The organism is Brevibacterium sp. 50QC2O2, from assembly GCF_024580675.1.
Classification (GTDB): domain Bacteria; phylum Actinomycetota; class Actinomycetes; order Actinomycetales; family Brevibacteriaceae; genus Brevibacterium; species Brevibacterium moorei.
The window spans coordinates 87,739-100,943 of record NZ_JANIJZ010000001.1; the positions used below are offsets into that span (position 1 = coordinate 87,739).

Below are 13,205 nucleotides of genomic sequence, written 5' to 3' on the forward strand. Positions count from 1 at the left end.
AAGTCCCCGGGAGGGCGGACTTCTAGAGGTCGACCTCGATCAGGGCCGGGCCGTCGGTGGCCAGCGCGGTGTCCAGGGCCGCGGTCAGTTCCTCCATGGTGGTGGCACGTTCTGCGTGCACGCCCATGCCGCCGGCCAGCTTGACCCAGTCCAGGTTCGGATCGGACAGATCCAGCAGGCGCTCGGAGCGTTCCCCGAAGGTCGCACCGACGTTCGCCATCTCATTGCGCAGGATCTGGTACTTGTTGTTCGAGAAGATCAGCGTGACGATGTTGAGGTTCTCGCGGGCCTGGGTCCACAGGGCCTGCAGCTGGTACATCCCCGATCCATCCGACTCCAGGGTGATGACCTGTGATTCCGGTGCGGCGATCGCCGCACCCACGGCGACCGGCATGGCGTAGCCGATCGAGCCGCCGGTGCCGCTGAGGTACTCGTGCGGACGGGCGGTGGCCGCCAGTGGCCAGTACCAGCCGCCAGAGGTGATCGACTCATCGATCAGCACGCTGTTCTCCGGCATCCGGTTGACGACGAGTTCGGCAACCGAGCGAGGCGTGATTGCTCCGGTGGTCGGGGGTTCGGGCAGCTTGAGTTCCGGCAGGTCCGGTTCGAGGTCGGTGGCGCCCAGTTCGGCGGCCAGTGCCTCGAGCGCACCGCGCTGATCCGAGACCGAGGTGGCCAGTTCCTGGATGAGTGTGCCCTGGGCGAACTGCTCGCTGGGCTTGTCCGGGTAGGCGAAGAAGGACACCGGCACTTTGGTGCCCACCAGCACCAGGTTCTGGAAGTCCGCCAGGAATTCCACAGCGTCGTTCACGGCGTAGGGGATCCGCTCGACGGCTACGCGGCCGGCCCCGTGGGATGCGACACCGGTCATGTTGAGCAGCAGCAGGCGGGCGCCGGTGGCCTTGGCGATCCGGCCCGCGATCTCGAGGGATTCGGGGTCGGTGACATTGCGCGAGAGGATGAGGCCGGCGCCCTCGCCGCGTTCCTTGGCGCGGGTCAGGATTTCCGCCACGGCCTTGACCTTGGACTGGTCGACCGGCTGCGGCCTGGGTACCACTGCGTCCGGCAGTGGGGCATCGACCTGGGGTTCGGTCCAGGCGGTGTCCGCCGGCAGGATGAGCGAGGCGATCTGGCCGGGCATGGTCTGGGATGCGGCGATGGCGGCCGCGGTGTCCGTGGCGATCGAATCGGCGGTCGGCGAGGTCCGGACCCAGTCGCTGAAAGGCCGTGCCGCACCTTCGATATCGCTGGTCAGCGGGGCGTCGTACTGGCGGTGGTAGGTAGCGTGGTCGCCGATGATGTTGACGATCGGCGAATCCGCGCGCAGGGCGTTGTGCAGGTTCGACATGCCGTTGGCCAGGCCCGGGCCCAGGTGCAGCAGGGTCGCGGCGGGCTTGCGGGCGACCCTGGCGTAGCCATCGGCGGCACCGGTGACGACGCCCTCGAACATCGCCAGGACGCAGCGGAGCTCCGGCACGTCCTCGACGGCGGAGACGAAGTGCATCTCCGAGGTTCCGGGGTTGGCGAAACAGACCTCCACCCCGTTCTTGACCAGAGTGTTGACCAGGCGATTTGCACCGTTCACGGGCGTCCTTCCATAGGCTGAATGCGATATACCGCACAGCCTAGTGAACGCCTCCATCCGGGACAATCCCCGGGTCACCTGCCGATACGAACGAGCCCGGGCGAACAGCGCCATTACGCGCCGAGGCGGTGCGCACCGGAAGTCACAGCCTCCGGTGCGCACCGCCTCGGTCCTTCGGATCAGTCCTCTGCGAGGATGCGGTAGATGCCCTTGCGGGCATCGGCCAGCACGGTGGCGGCGGCCTCGGCCTGTTCCTTGGTTCCCCCGCGCATGATCTGGCTGGTCGCCTGTCCCAGCTTGGCCAGTTCCTTGCCCAGCTCCATCGTGAAGCCGGAGCCGAACCCGCGGCCCGCCGCCTGTTCCCATGGCTTGGGCTCGTCGGCCTCTTCCGCGGCGGCGGAGCGGCCCGCCTCGGTCAGGGAGTAGACCTTCTTGCCCGCGTCCTCAGCCGCCTCCAATAGGCCTTCATCGGTGAGCATCTGCAGGGTCGGGTAGACCGAGCCGGCGCTGGGCTTCCAGGTGCCGCCGCTGCGCTCCTCGAGTTCGCGGATGATCTGGTAGCCGTGCATGGGCTCCTCCGCCAGCAGGGCGAGCACCGCCTGGCGGACGTCGCCGCGGCTCATCCGGCGCCCGTGCCCGCGGCCGCCCCCTGCCATCTTGCGCATGACATCGGAGATGCCGAAGGGGTCGAAGCCACCGTTGCCGTCCCAGGACCCGAAGCCGCCGAACCCGCCGGGCCCGCCGAAGCCGCGTCCGCGTCCGCCGTGGCCCGCATGGGTGCGGGGGAAGTCGTCGTCATTGTCGTGGATGTTCATGGTTCCTCCTCTGTGACTGTATTGCGATCACTCACGACTGTATTACGACATATCGTTAAAGACAATGGGAGAGGGCTGGGCGTTTCGTGTGGGGTGTGCGGTGGGGGTGGTTTCGGGCCCCGTGGGCGGGTCCGGAGAAATCATGGGGCGATTTGTTTCAGATGAGGCCGTTCGAACAGTCCAATCTGAAACAAACCGCCCCATGTTCGAGGGCCGGGGATCAGCGCACGGACTCGATGGCGCCCACCAGCCGGGCCACGCCCTCGGGCATCCGCTCGATCGGGGTGCGGGAGAAGGACATGCGCAGGTGCTCGCTGCGGCGCGCATCGGCGTAGAACGGTGACCCGGGGACGAATGCGACGCCGTGGGAGGCGGCGGCTGTGGCCAGTTCCTTGGTGTCGATGCCGGGCAGGCGCACCCAGGTGAAGAAGCCACCGGCCGGTTCGGTCCAGGTGGCGTCGGGCACTGCCGGGGCCAGGGCCTGGGCGAATGCGCCGATGAGGGCCCGGCCGCGTTGCCCGTAGGCCTCGCGCAGGCCCGGCAGCGCCTGCGTGTAGTGGCCGGTGCGCAGCATGTCCTCCAGGATGCACTGCCCCAGGGCGCCGGCGCACTGATCCGTGTTGGTCTTGGCCTCGGCCAGGGCCGCGATCACCGGTGCGGGCCCGGCCGCCCAGCCCATCCTGGTGCCGGGGGTGAAGGTTTTGGAGAAGGTGCCGATCTGCACGGTGACATCGGGGCCCAGCTCCCAGATCGACGGGCGGGTGGTGCCGTCGAAGGCCAGGTCGCGGTAGGCGACATCCTCGATGATGAGCAGGCCGTGGCGGCGGGCCGCATCGATGATGGCCTGCCTGCGCTCGGTGGACAGCCACAGGCCCGAGGGGTTCTGGAAATCGGGGATGACGTAGAGCATCTTGGGTTCGGCTCCGCGGGCGCGGGCGGTTGCGACGGCGGGGCCGATGGAATCCGGGTCCAGGCCCGCGGCGTCGCCTGCCATGGGCACGCACACGCCCTCGTGGGTGCGGAAGACGCCGAAGGCGCCCAGATAGGACGGCGACTCGACCAGCACCGCGTCGCCGGGATCCAGCAGCGCCTTGCTCAGCAGGGTCATGGCGTCCACGCCGCCCGAGGTGACGATGAGTTCGTCCTCCTCGGGCACCCGGGACTGGGTGCGGGAGAAGTCCGCGCGCAGGGCCTCGCGCAGCGAGGGCAGGCCCAGATTGGAGGCGTACTGGAGGGAGACCTCGGGCCGGGTCTCGATCGCCTTGGCCGCGAGCTCGGCCAGCAACCCGGTGTTGAACAGGGTGGGATCGGGGAAGCCACCGGAGAAGTCGACGAGGTCGCCGCCGGCTCCCGAGAGCGCGAGCACTGCGGCCAGTTCACTGGGACCGCCCTGGGCGCGCCTGGCCAAGCGCGTTGCCCAGGCCGAGGCGGGGGTCGGGGCTTCGGGGGAGGCGGGGGAACCGGCCGGGGTGGGTTCGGAGGAGGCGGATGTCGATGTGGTGTGGGTCATGCTCCGATGATAGGAGGTGCGCGGGCAGGTCGCACGGGTGTCCGCGGCTCGGGTCCGTCCGAGTGGTCGCGGCTCAGGCATCCACTGCCCGGGAGTTCGTCGCCTAGGCGTTCAGATAGCCGCGGGCGAAGCCGGCGATGCCGGCATAGGCCCGGTTCAGCTGTTCCGGCGCCGAGGCGAAGACGTCGTGCACAGCGCCGGGAATCCGCTGGAGCACGACGGTGTCGCCGACCTCGGCGCCGGCGCGGCGGATCAGGTCCACGTTGAGCACGATGTCGGCGCGCGTCATCTTCGAGGAGTACCGCGGGGACTGGTAGGTCTTGGCCGAGGTCTGGATCAGCACCGGCACGCCCACGTCGATCCCGTCGTAGATGCGCTCCTGGCCGGCGAAGATGCTGGAGAGCCAGTCGGGATAGACGGGGAAGCTGCCGGCCGGTTTGAGGGCCAGATCGTACTGCGGACGGCCGTGGGTCTCCGCGGCGGCCAGGGTGTAGAAGTTCGGCATGTCGATCGGCAGCGGTTTGATGCGGTCATCGGCCCGGCGGGCGCTCAGCCGCATCACCGGCATCAGGATCTTGCGCACCGCCGTGGAGTACTGGAACTCCAGCCAGGGCGAGTTCAGGCACAGGCCCGCCAACTCGCCCAGGCCGCCCAGCGGGTCGGTTGCTGGGTCCGGGGTCGGGGTCCCGACGGTGGGTTGTGCGGTGTCGCCCGCGTGCGAGGTGGCGCGGCCCGCGTGCAGATCGGCGGCCCATAGTGTGGCGACCAGGCCGCCCATGGAATGCGCGGAGACGATGAGGCGCGCGTCGGGGTGCAGCCCGCCGATTACGCGCAGGGCGGCGGTGATGTCCTGGTTGTACAGCGCGATGCTGGAGGCATAGCCGGGGCGCTGGGACGGTTCCGGGGCGGCCTCGGCGAGTTCGCGGGTGCCGTATTCGTTCCACTGCGCGGCCAGGTAGGCGGCGATCTCCGGATCCTCATCCCAGGACTGGCCGAGCAGCGGCCAGGAGGCGTCGGGGATCAGATTGCGGCCGTAGTTGCGGAAGTCCAGGGCGAAGAAGTGGGTGCCGCGGCCGGACCAGAACTCGGCGAGTTCGCGGTGGAAGAAGTAGTCGGACCAGCCGTGCAGGTGCAACACCACGGTGTCGCGGGGTGGGGTAGCGGCCGGTTCCGGTGCTGTGGGCATGTGCCTGACCAGGGTCGCGCGGGCCGCGTCGGGCAGGTCGAGCCGGGTGGCCTCGAAGTCCGGTCCCAGAATGTCCTCGCGCCACTGCCGCTGCTCATCCATGTGGCCCATCGTAGTGGTGGGGCGGGGATGCCGGGCAACGCCGCGGTTATGACCGAGGATGTACGCCTGCTGCTGTGCACCACAAGGCAGCATCGAGGAGGCGTAGAGGTTCAACATCGATAACGACACGCGTACCTTTTGCAGCCTCCTTTATCCTCGTGATTGTTTGCGCCAATTCGGATTGCACTTCGGTATCGAGAAGAAGCTGCTGATAGACGAACCAGTCTTTGGCCCGGTCGCGGTTCGATGTGATTTCCAGGTAATTGCATACGAGATTATCCCGGACAGGGAAGAGATCGGGTCGTTTTCGTGCGACCAACTTGCTGGTTGTAACCCATGGATTTGGCTTGATCGAATCAGGACTGCTAAGGACTTCTTTCACGCGGTCGTAGAAGTCTTCCATTGCGGGGAAATCGGATGCCGTCGATTCCTGTAAATTACAGCTTGGTAGGCGAGAGTAAAGGTCGGCCAACTCGTCTCTAAGCGGCTCGTCTTGCAGGAACAAGCGTAAAGCGCGGTTCGGGATGGGGACGGCTAGAGTGGTCACGGCCAAGAGGTCGGCTGGGGTTATGTGCGGATCGTTTCCGGGCCCGAGGTCGATGAACGTCGCGCCGGCGAAGTCGGTAGTGGGATCGTAATAGCGGGCCAGACGTAGGGGAGTCTCTGGATCACGAAGTGTGTGCAGTACTTTCTTTTTAGCCGTGTTGATAACTTTGAGGGGCACCTGCGGAAATGATGAAGTCATGATTTCAGCATAGTTGAGCTTACTGGGCTTGGTCGGTATCGATTGGAACCCTCAGCGCTTGTCCGGCGAATTGAAGGCGACGCCGAACAGGCAAGCGGCCACGGCGAACGTGGCGATGCCCGACAGGTGGCTGACCTCGTCGAACAGGCTGTAGCCGACGATGAGGACGGCGAAGGCCATGATCAGTGGGGTGATGCGGGGCTTCTTCATGCGGGCCGCTCCTTTGCTGTCCTGCATTCAACATGTATAGGCCTACATCTGCGGGCGACCGTACAGTGGCGGCGAGGTCTTGCTTGCGAGTGTACGCAGAATCACCGGAGTCGTGGTGTGGAGTGCTGCTGAGGTTGCTTTCATGTTCCGCGGGCGCATGCGACTGTACAAACGCCTACATGTGCATTCCACCTGGCCTGGAGCGCGGTCCGGGGACTCGGTGGACTGAGTCGTCTCAGCTGGTGTGTCGTATGCGAAGATGGAGGAATGAGTCAAGTCCGACTGCGCTCAGCGCTGGAAAACACCCCCGCATATGTTCCCGGCAAGCCCGCCGCCCCCACTCCGGGCGTGCAGACCTACAAGCTGTCGAGCAATGAAAGCCACCTGCCGCCGCTGCCGCAGGTCGCCCAGGCCATGGTGGACGCCGCCGTCCTCCCCGCCAACTATCCCGACCCGGGGGTCACCGCACTGACGGAACAGACCGCAGCGCACTTCGGCGTCTCCACCGACTCCGTCATCTTCGGCGCCGGAGCTTCGGAGATCCTCACCGCCGTGTTCCGCCTGGCCGCCGACGAAGACCACAATGTCGTCTTCCCCTGGCCGTCCTTCGAATCGTATGCGCAGCTCGCCGCCCTCTCCGGCACGCAGGCCCGTCCGGTCCCTCTGACCGCCGACTACCGCCAGGACGTCGATGCGCTCGCCGCCGCAGTGGACGAGGACACCCGCCTGCTGGTGCTGTGCAGCCCCAACAACCCCACCGGTCCCACCCTGCACCAGGACGAACTCGACCGCCTGCTGGCCGCCGTGCCCGATGACCTGCTGGTCGTCCTCGACGAGGCCTACATCGAATTCGCCAACGACCCGCAGACGGCCGCCGGCCCCGCCACCCTGCCCGCGCACAAGAACCTGGTCGTGCTGCGCACCTTCTCCAAAGCCCACGGCCTGGCCGGGCTGCGCATCGGCTATGCGCTCGCTGCCCCGGAGATCATCCACGAACTGCACAAGGCGATCCCGCCGTTCTCCGTCTCCGCCGTCGCCCAGGCAGCGGCATCCGCCTCGCTGGCGGCTCAGGGCGAGGTCGAGGTCCGTGCCAAGGAAGTCGCAGCACTGCGCGACGGCCTGGTCGACCGCCTCCGCCAACAGGGCTGGCCGGTGCCCAGCGCCCAGGGCAACTTCGTCTGGCTGCCCGTGCACGAGGACTCCGACCGGATTGAGGCCGCGTTCAAGGCCGCGGGCCTGGCCGTGCGCAATCTGCACGATGGAGTGCGCATCTCCGTGGGCCCCGAAGCCGCAATGGACCGGGTGGTCGAGGTCGCCTCGGGCCTGGAATCGAAGTACCGGACCGCGCCGGGCGCCCCGGCCGCCACCGATGGAGGTATTGCCTGATGGAATTGGTAGATCTGACGCAGCCGGAACAGCAGGGCCTGACCCCCGCGACCACCCCCGTCGACCTGGGCCCGCTGCGCGCGGCCCTGAGCAGTGAGCACGCCCTGGTCACCGATGCCGACGTCGTGGCCTCGTATTCCATCGACCACGCCATGTTCTGCCCCTTCGGCACGGCCCGCGGCCTGGTCCGCGCGGAGACCATCGAGGACGTCCAGGCCACCGTGCGCTTCGCCGCGGCCAACCGCATCCCGATCGTCCCGCAGGGGGCGCGCACCGGCCTGGCCGGCGCCGCCAATGCCGTGGACGGCAGCCTGTTGCTGAGCCTGCACAAAATGGACCGGCTGCTCGACGTCAACCCCGTGGAATCGACGTGCACGGTCCAGCCGGGCATCATCAACAAGGACCTGAAGGATCAGCTGGCCCCGCACGGCCTGGCCTACCCGCCGGACCCGGGCTCGGTCGCGATCTCCACGATCGGCGGCAACGTCTCCACCAACGCCGGCGGCATGTGCTGCGTGAAGTACGGCGTGACCCGCCAGTACGTGCGCAGCCTCAAGGTGGTCCTGGCCGACGGCACGCTGACCACGGTGGGCCGGCACACGAAGAAGGACGTCGCGGGCCTGGAGCTGTCCCAGCTGTTCATCGGCGCCGAGGGCACGCTGGGCGTGGTCGTGGAGATCACCCTGGACCTGGTGCCGCTGCTGCCGGCGCCCCTGACGGCCATGGTGCTCTTCGATGACCAGGTCGCCGCCGTCGGCACCGTCACGGACTTCCTGGCCGCCGGCAACAAGCCGAACCTGATGGAGTTCATGGACGGCAAGACCGTCGCGATGGTCAACGACTACCAGGACTTCGGCCTGCCGGACGGGATCGCCGGGATGCTGTTGGTGCAGTCCGACGGTGACGGCTCGCTGGAGCGCGCCAAGGACGAACTGGCCCGCCTGGAAGAGGTCGCCAAGGCCAATGGCGCGCTGGACGTCATGTACTCCGACGACCCGGCCGACTCCGACATGCTGGTGGCCGCCCGCCGCGCAGTGTCGCCGGCCACGGAGAAGTACGTGAACAACCACGGCGGTGGTTCACTGGTCGACGATGTGTGCATTCCGCGCGGGAAGATGCGGGAGTTCTTCGCCGCCCTGCTCGAACTCGACGCCCGCTTCACCGATGCCGAGGTCACCACCTGCGCCCACGTGGGCGACGGGAACATGCACCCCACGGTGCTGTTCGACGCCTCGGACGCGACCTCGACCGAACATGCGCGCGAACTGTTCGCCGCGATCATGCAGCTGGGCCTGGACCTGGGCGGCACCGTCACCGGCGAGCACGGCGTGGGCTACCTCAAGGCCAAGTGGCTGGGCGAGGAACTGGACCCGGCGACCAAGCACATCCACGCCGTCATCAAGCACGGCCTGGATCCGCTGGGCATCATGAACCCCGGCAAGATGCTCTACCCCTTCGTCAACGAGCCCGTGAAGATCTCGGAGGATGCATGAGCACGGACGCGCCCACCACTGCGGCGGGGACCCTAGCGGGACCGGCCACCCTGGCAGGTGCCGCCGGCACAGTGCCGGCAGCGGCCTCGGCCGCCGAGGCCCCCGTCAACGACCGCGCGAGGTTCGGTTTCGAGGTGGGCGCCACCCTGCCCACCGGTGGGCGCACCGGCGTGATCCACACGCCGCACGGCGATATCCGCACCCCCGCCTTCATCCCGGTGGGCACGAAGGCCAGCGTCAAGGCCGTCCGCCCCGATGAGATCGAGGACCTCGGTGCGCAGGCGGTGTTGTCGAACGCCTACCACCTGTACCTGGAGCCGGGCCCGGACATCGTCGACGAGGCCGGCGGCCTGGGCCGGTTCATGAACTGGCACGGCCCCACGTACACGGATTCCGGCGGCTTCCAGGTGATGAGCCTGGGCGCGGGTTTCAAGAAGGTCATCTCGATGGAGGCGACGGGGGAGCAGAACGACGACGCGGTGGCCGCCGGCAAGGAGCGCCACAGCTTCGTCGACGACGACGGCGTGTGGTTCAAGAGCCATCTGGACGGCAGCCGCCACCGGTTCAGCCCCGAGGTCTCCATGGGCATCCAGCACAGGCTGGGCGCCGACATCATGTTCGCCTTCGACGAATTGACCACCCTGGTCAATACGCGCGGCTATCAGGAGGAGTCACTGGAGCGCACGCGCAAGTGGGCCGTCCGCTGCGTGGCCGAACACCAGCGGCTCACCGCCGAACGCAGCCACCGGCCGTATCAGGCGCTGTTCGGGGTGCTGCAGGGTGCGCAGTACGAGGACCTGCGGCGCAAGGCCGCGCGGGACCTGGGCGCCATGGACTTCGACGGCTTCGGGATCGGCGGGGCCCTGGAGAAGGAGAACCTGGGCACGATCATCCGCTGGGTGTGCGAGGAGCTGCCGGAGGACAAACCCCGACATCTGCTGGGTATTTCGGAGCCGGATGATCTGTTCGAGGCGGTCAAGACCGGTGCGGACACCTTCGACTGCGTCTCGCCCTCACGCGTGGCCCGCAATGCCGCGCTGTACACCAATGACGGCCGGTTCAACATCTCCGCTGCCAAGCACAAGCGGGACTTCGGCCCGATCGACCCCGAATGCGACTGCTATACCTGCCAGAACTATTCGCGGGCCTATTTGCGGCATCTGTACAAGGCCAAGGAGATGCTGTTCTCCACCCTGTGCACGATCCACAATGAGCGCTGGACGGTGCGCCTGGTCGATTCCATGCGGCAGGCGATCGAGGACGGTCCCGACCGCTTCGCGGAACTCGAGGCCGAGGTCCTGGGCCGCTACTACGCCTAGGCCCCTTCTGCGTCTTCTACTTCTGCTCCCTTGGCACCCCTGATCTCAGCGGTGCCAAGGGAGCAGAAGTACAAAACGCGGGGTGACCGATTTCAGTCCAGGCGCCAGAAACCGGAGAAGGTGATCCGGTCCTTGCCCAGGCCTGCGGCCACCAGGGCGCGGCGGCCCCCGGTGGCCAGCTTCGATTCGCCCACCACGAAGCCGTAGGCGCCCGGGCCGACGGCGTCGATCTTCTGCATTTCGGCCAGCGCCAGGGAGCCGGGACGGATCATGTGATCGTCGCGCGGCAGCCAGGTCAGCGACAGGCCCGCCGGGCGCTCCCAGGATTCGATGTCAGCGGCGTGGGCCACCTCGACCAGTATTCTGCCGCGGGCCGATTCGGGCAGGTCGGCGACGATCTGCCGTGCCGCGGGCAGGCCGGTGTCGTCGACGGCGATGACGTATTCCTCCGTGTCCTCCGGCGGCAGGAACAATAGGCCCTGGTCCAGGATGGCGATGGGGGTGCCGGCAATGCAGCTGGTCGCCCAGGCCGAGACCGGGGCGGAGAAATCCCCGCGCTCATCGGGGTGGAGGACCACGTCGATGTCCATCTCCGCGTACCGCTCGGCCGGAGTGCCGGGGGCGGCCGGAGATTCGACGATGCGGAAGTCCGCGACCGTGTAATTGCTGATATAGGGGTATTCGTCCGCGGGGAACTTCTGCAGCTTCTTCCACCAGTCGCGGCCGTGGATGCCGGGGAGCTCGAAGGCCTCGGGGCCCTGGCCCGTCCTGGGGATGAACAGGCGGAACCAATGGTCGAGGCCGAGCCAGTGGAAGTCGAGCATTTCGGTGGAGCGGACCGTAACGCGCTGGAAGGTCGGTGAGAGGCGCGTCGTATAGGCGACCGTGCCACGGAACAATTGCGGATCGTCCGGGATTCCGTCGAGGGAGCGGGTCATATACCCCATATTAGCGGTTCCCTTTAAGGGAAACATAACCTTGTCGGTATATGGGAAGGCTCAGGCCCTGTGGCGTACGGCCCGAGCCGACCAGCGGCCCTGTGTGCGGGTCACCGCGATCGGGTATTCGAAGGCGCGCGTGATGATCTCATCGGTGATGACCTCGTCCACCGCACCCTGGGCGAGGACCGCGCCGTGGCTGATCACCAGCGCATGGGTGGTCGTCTCCGGCAGCTCCTCCAGGTGGTGGGTCACCAGCACCGTGGTCAGTTCCGGGCGGCGTTCGGTCAGCTCGTCCACCGCCTCGAGGAACTGTTCGCGCGCCGCGACGTCCAAGCCGGTGGTCGGTTCGTCGAGCAGTAGCAGCTGCGGGTCGGCCAGGATCGCCCTGGCGATGAGCGCCTTGCCGCGCTCGCCCTGGCTGAGCACCGGCCAGGGCGCGTCGAGGCGTGCGCCCAGTCCGAATTCCTGCGCGAGCGCGCGGGCGGAGTCCACCTGCTCGGCGGTGGGGGTGAAGCGCGGGGGCAGTTCCACCGTGCCGGTCAGTCCGGTCAGCACGACCTGCGTGATCGTCAGCGCGCTGCGCACAGGGTGGCGCGGATTCACGTGCCCGATGTCCCGGCGCAGGGTCTGCATGTCGACGCGGCCCAGGCGATTGCCCAGCACGTCCACGGTGCCGGAGCTGGGATGCGTCTGCGCGCCGGCGAAGCCCATGATGGTGGATTTGCCCGCACCGTTGGGGCCCAGCAGTGCCCAGTGCTCGCCCGGGCGGACGGTCCAGTCGATGCCGTGCAGGATGTGTGTCTGACCGCGGCGGAACGTCACCTGCTGCAGGTCCAGAACGGGAGTGGTCGTGCGGATGTCTTCGGGCGTGGGTGTTGTGACAGTCATCGGAGTGCACGTTACTCCAGATGACCCGAAACCGGGGGAATGCCCCCGTGTACCGGGTCATCCCTCCGGTTTCGGGCCATCTGGCTAGACTGAGGGCCATGCCCCAGCCGACCGTGCCCTCAGCGCCCGCAGCCCGGGCCGATGCGCAGGCGCAGCCCGGCCGCGGGGCTTGGCGGCGCGAGCGCAGGACCTTCGTGCTCGAGGAGGTCGATTCCCCCGAAGCCATCGCAGCGCCCTTCGCGATCTTCGCCGAGCAGGCGCTGGCCCCGGTGCCACTGGAATTCGAACCGCATGCACACGCGCTGCACGAACTGGTGTGGGTGCGTGGGGGCACCATGACGGTCCGCCTGGCCGATCGGGTGTTGACCGTGCCGGAGGGACAGGGTCTGTGGATCCCCGCTGGCACTGTGCATTCGGGCCGGATGACTGCGCACACCGAACTGTGCGATGCCTATTTCGACACCGAGCGGTCCCCGGTGGTCTTCGCCGAACCCACCGGGATCCAGATGACGCCGGTTCTGGAGTCCCTGCTGACGCACCTGGAGGATCCCGACCTGGAGTCAGGTCCCCGGCTGCGGGCCGAGGCGGTGGTCTTCGATGTGCTGGCGCCGGCCACCCGGCAGATCTCCTTGCAGGTGCCGCGTGGCCGGCGCGTGGCACCGATCGTCGCGGCCCTGCTGGCCGATCCCGCCAATGACCGAAGTCTGTCGGACTGGGCGGTCTCACTCGATGTGAGTGAACGCACAGTGACCCGTGCGTTCCGGCAGGCCACCGGTCTGTCCTTCGTGCAATGGCGCCAGACCCTGCGGGTGCACCGGGCCCTGGAGTTGATCGCAGCGGGTCTGGAAGTCCAGGAGGTCGCCGAGCGCCTGGGCTACGCACAGCCCAGTACCTTCATCGCCTCGTTCAAACGGGTGCTGGGGACGACTCCGGGGGCCTACGCCACCGGCCGCTGACTCTGTCCGAAACTCCGTATCGAATGTCTAGGCATCATGATTGCGGACATAGCGCGATCTTCTTACACT

12 protein-coding genes are annotated in these 13,205 nt (G+C 67.5%); 4 read left to right on the forward strand and 8 right to left on the reverse strand.

Annotation, left to right across the window (positions count from 1 at the left end):
* Positions 1 to 22: 22 nt before the first annotated feature.
* The 6 genes from NQ038_RS00370 to NQ038_RS00395 all read right to left on the reverse strand — a co-directional run bounded on the left by NQ038_RS00370 (position 23) and on the right by NQ038_RS00395 (position 6,153).
* The gene (locus tag NQ038_RS00370) at positions 23 to 1,585 is read right to left on the reverse strand and encodes an acetolactate synthase large subunit (RefSeq protein WP_257061375.1); all 1,563 of its coding nucleotides are present in this window, start codon (positions 1,583 to 1,585) and stop codon (positions 23 to 25) included.
* A gap of 179 nt (positions 1,586 to 1,764) precedes the next feature.
* Entirely contained in the window at positions 1,765 to 2,250 is a 486-nt protein-coding gene (locus NQ038_RS00375; RefSeq protein ID WP_373456761.1) for a PadR family transcriptional regulator, read from the reverse strand.
* A 370-nt stretch (positions 2,251 to 2,620) separates the two neighbouring features.
* A complete protein-coding gene (locus tag NQ038_RS00380) occupies positions 2,621 to 3,910 on the reverse strand; it encodes a PLP-dependent aminotransferase family protein (RefSeq protein ID WP_257061376.1) in 1,290 nt (429 codons plus the stop codon).
* Positions 3,911 to 4,013: 103 nt separating this feature from the next.
* Entirely contained in the window at positions 4,014 to 5,198 is a 1,185-nt protein-coding gene (locus tag NQ038_RS00385; protein WP_257061377.1) for an alpha/beta hydrolase, read from the reverse strand.
* 46 nt (positions 5,199 to 5,244) lie between these two features.
* Positions 5,245 to 5,943 carry a DUF6308 family protein gene (locus NQ038_RS00390; protein WP_257061378.1) on the reverse strand — a complete coding sequence of 233 codons (699 nt, stop codon included), beginning with the start codon at positions 5,941 to 5,943 and terminating at the stop codon, positions 5,245 to 5,247.
* A gap of 51 nt (positions 5,944 to 5,994) precedes the next feature.
* Positions 5,995 to 6,153, reverse strand: coding sequence for a hypothetical protein (locus NQ038_RS00395; RefSeq protein ID WP_257061379.1), 159 nt, complete (start codon positions 6,151 to 6,153; stop codon positions 5,995 to 5,997).
* A 267-nt stretch (positions 6,154 to 6,420) separates the two neighbouring features.
* Here NQ038_RS00395 and NQ038_RS00400 point away from each other — a divergent pair, with 267 nt between their 5' ends.
* The 3 genes from NQ038_RS00400 to tgt are packed head-to-tail and all read left to right on the forward strand — an operon-like array spanning position 6,421 to position 10,351.
* Positions 6,421 to 7,539: a histidinol-phosphate transaminase gene (locus tag NQ038_RS00400; protein ID WP_257061381.1), complete on the forward strand. Its 1,119-nt coding sequence runs from the start codon at positions 6,421 to 6,423 to the stop codon at positions 7,537 to 7,539.
* Positions 7,539 to 9,032 (forward strand): FAD-binding oxidoreductase, encoded by a 1,494-nt coding sequence (locus tag NQ038_RS00405; protein WP_257061382.1) that lies wholly within the window; start codon positions 7,539 to 7,541, stop codon positions 9,030 to 9,032. The genes NQ038_RS00400 and NQ038_RS00405 overlap by 1 nt, the downstream gene beginning before the upstream one ends.
* Positions 9,029 to 10,351 (forward strand): tRNA guanosine(34) transglycosylase Tgt, encoded by a 1,323-nt coding sequence (gene tgt, locus NQ038_RS00410; RefSeq protein ID WP_257061383.1) that lies wholly within the window; start codon positions 9,029 to 9,031, stop codon positions 10,349 to 10,351. The genes NQ038_RS00405 and tgt overlap by 4 nt, the downstream gene beginning before the upstream one ends.
* Positions 10,352 to 10,443: 92 nt before the next feature.
* On the opposite strand, the gene NQ038_RS00415 is transcribed toward tgt, so the two are convergent.
* Both NQ038_RS00415 and NQ038_RS00420 read right to left on the reverse strand, forming a co-directional pair.
* Entirely contained in the window at positions 10,444 to 11,289 is an 846-nt protein-coding gene (locus NQ038_RS00415; protein ID WP_257061384.1) for a siderophore-interacting protein, read from the reverse strand.
* 60 nt (positions 11,290 to 11,349) lie between these two features.
* Positions 11,350 to 12,180, reverse strand: coding sequence for an ABC transporter ATP-binding protein (locus tag NQ038_RS00420; RefSeq protein ID WP_257061385.1), 831 nt, complete (start codon positions 12,178 to 12,180; stop codon positions 11,350 to 11,352).
* Positions 12,181 to 12,278: 98 nt separating this feature from the next.
* Here NQ038_RS00420 and NQ038_RS00425 point away from each other — a divergent pair, with 98 nt between their 5' ends.
* Positions 12,279 to 13,136 carry an AraC family transcriptional regulator gene (locus NQ038_RS00425; protein ID WP_257061386.1) on the forward strand — a complete coding sequence of 286 codons (858 nt, stop codon included), beginning with the start codon at positions 12,279 to 12,281 and terminating at the stop codon, positions 13,134 to 13,136.
* The last annotated feature ends 69 nt before the right edge of the window (positions 13,137 to 13,205 follow it).

What these genes read in the sequence shown, in the direction of transcription:
- NQ038_RS00375 (WP_373456761.1), bottom strand. Translation starts at nt 2,250, where the DNA reads ATGCGCAAGATGGCAGGGGGCGGCCGCGGGCACGGGCGCCGGATGAGC.
- NQ038_RS00380 (WP_257061376.1), bottom strand. Translation starts at nt 3,910, where the DNA reads ATGACCCACACCACATCGACATCCGCCTCCTCCGAACCCACCCCGGCC.
- NQ038_RS00385 (WP_257061377.1), bottom strand. Translation starts at nt 5,198, where the DNA reads ATGGATGAGCAGCGGCAGTGGCGCGAGGACATTCTGGGACCGGACTTC.
- NQ038_RS00390 (WP_257061378.1), bottom strand. Translation starts at nt 5,943, where the DNA reads ATGACTTCATCATTTCCGCAGGTGCCCCTCAAAGTTATCAACACGGCT.
- NQ038_RS00395 (WP_257061379.1), bottom strand. Translation starts at nt 6,153, where the DNA reads ATGAAGAAGCCCCGCATCACCCCACTGATCATGGCCTTCGCCGTCCTC.
- NQ038_RS00400 (WP_257061381.1), top strand. Translation starts at nt 6,421, where the DNA reads ATGAGTCAAGTCCGACTGCGCTCAGCGCTGGAAAACACCCCCGCATAT.
- NQ038_RS00405 (WP_257061382.1), top strand. Translation starts at nt 7,539, where the DNA reads ATGGAATTGGTAGATCTGACGCAGCCGGAACAGCAGGGCCTGACCCCC.
- tgt (WP_257061383.1), top strand. Translation starts at nt 9,029, where the DNA reads ATGAGCACGGACGCGCCCACCACTGCGGCGGGGACCCTAGCGGGACCG.
- NQ038_RS00415 (WP_257061384.1), bottom strand. Translation starts at nt 11,289, where the DNA reads ATGACCCGCTCCCTCGACGGAATCCCGGACGATCCGCAATTGTTCCGT.
- NQ038_RS00420 (WP_257061385.1), bottom strand. Translation starts at nt 12,180, where the DNA reads ATGACTGTCACAACACCCACGCCCGAAGACATCCGCACGACCACTCCC.
- NQ038_RS00425 (WP_257061386.1), top strand. Translation starts at nt 12,279, where the DNA reads ATGCCCCAGCCGACCGTGCCCTCAGCGCCCGCAGCCCGGGCCGATGCG.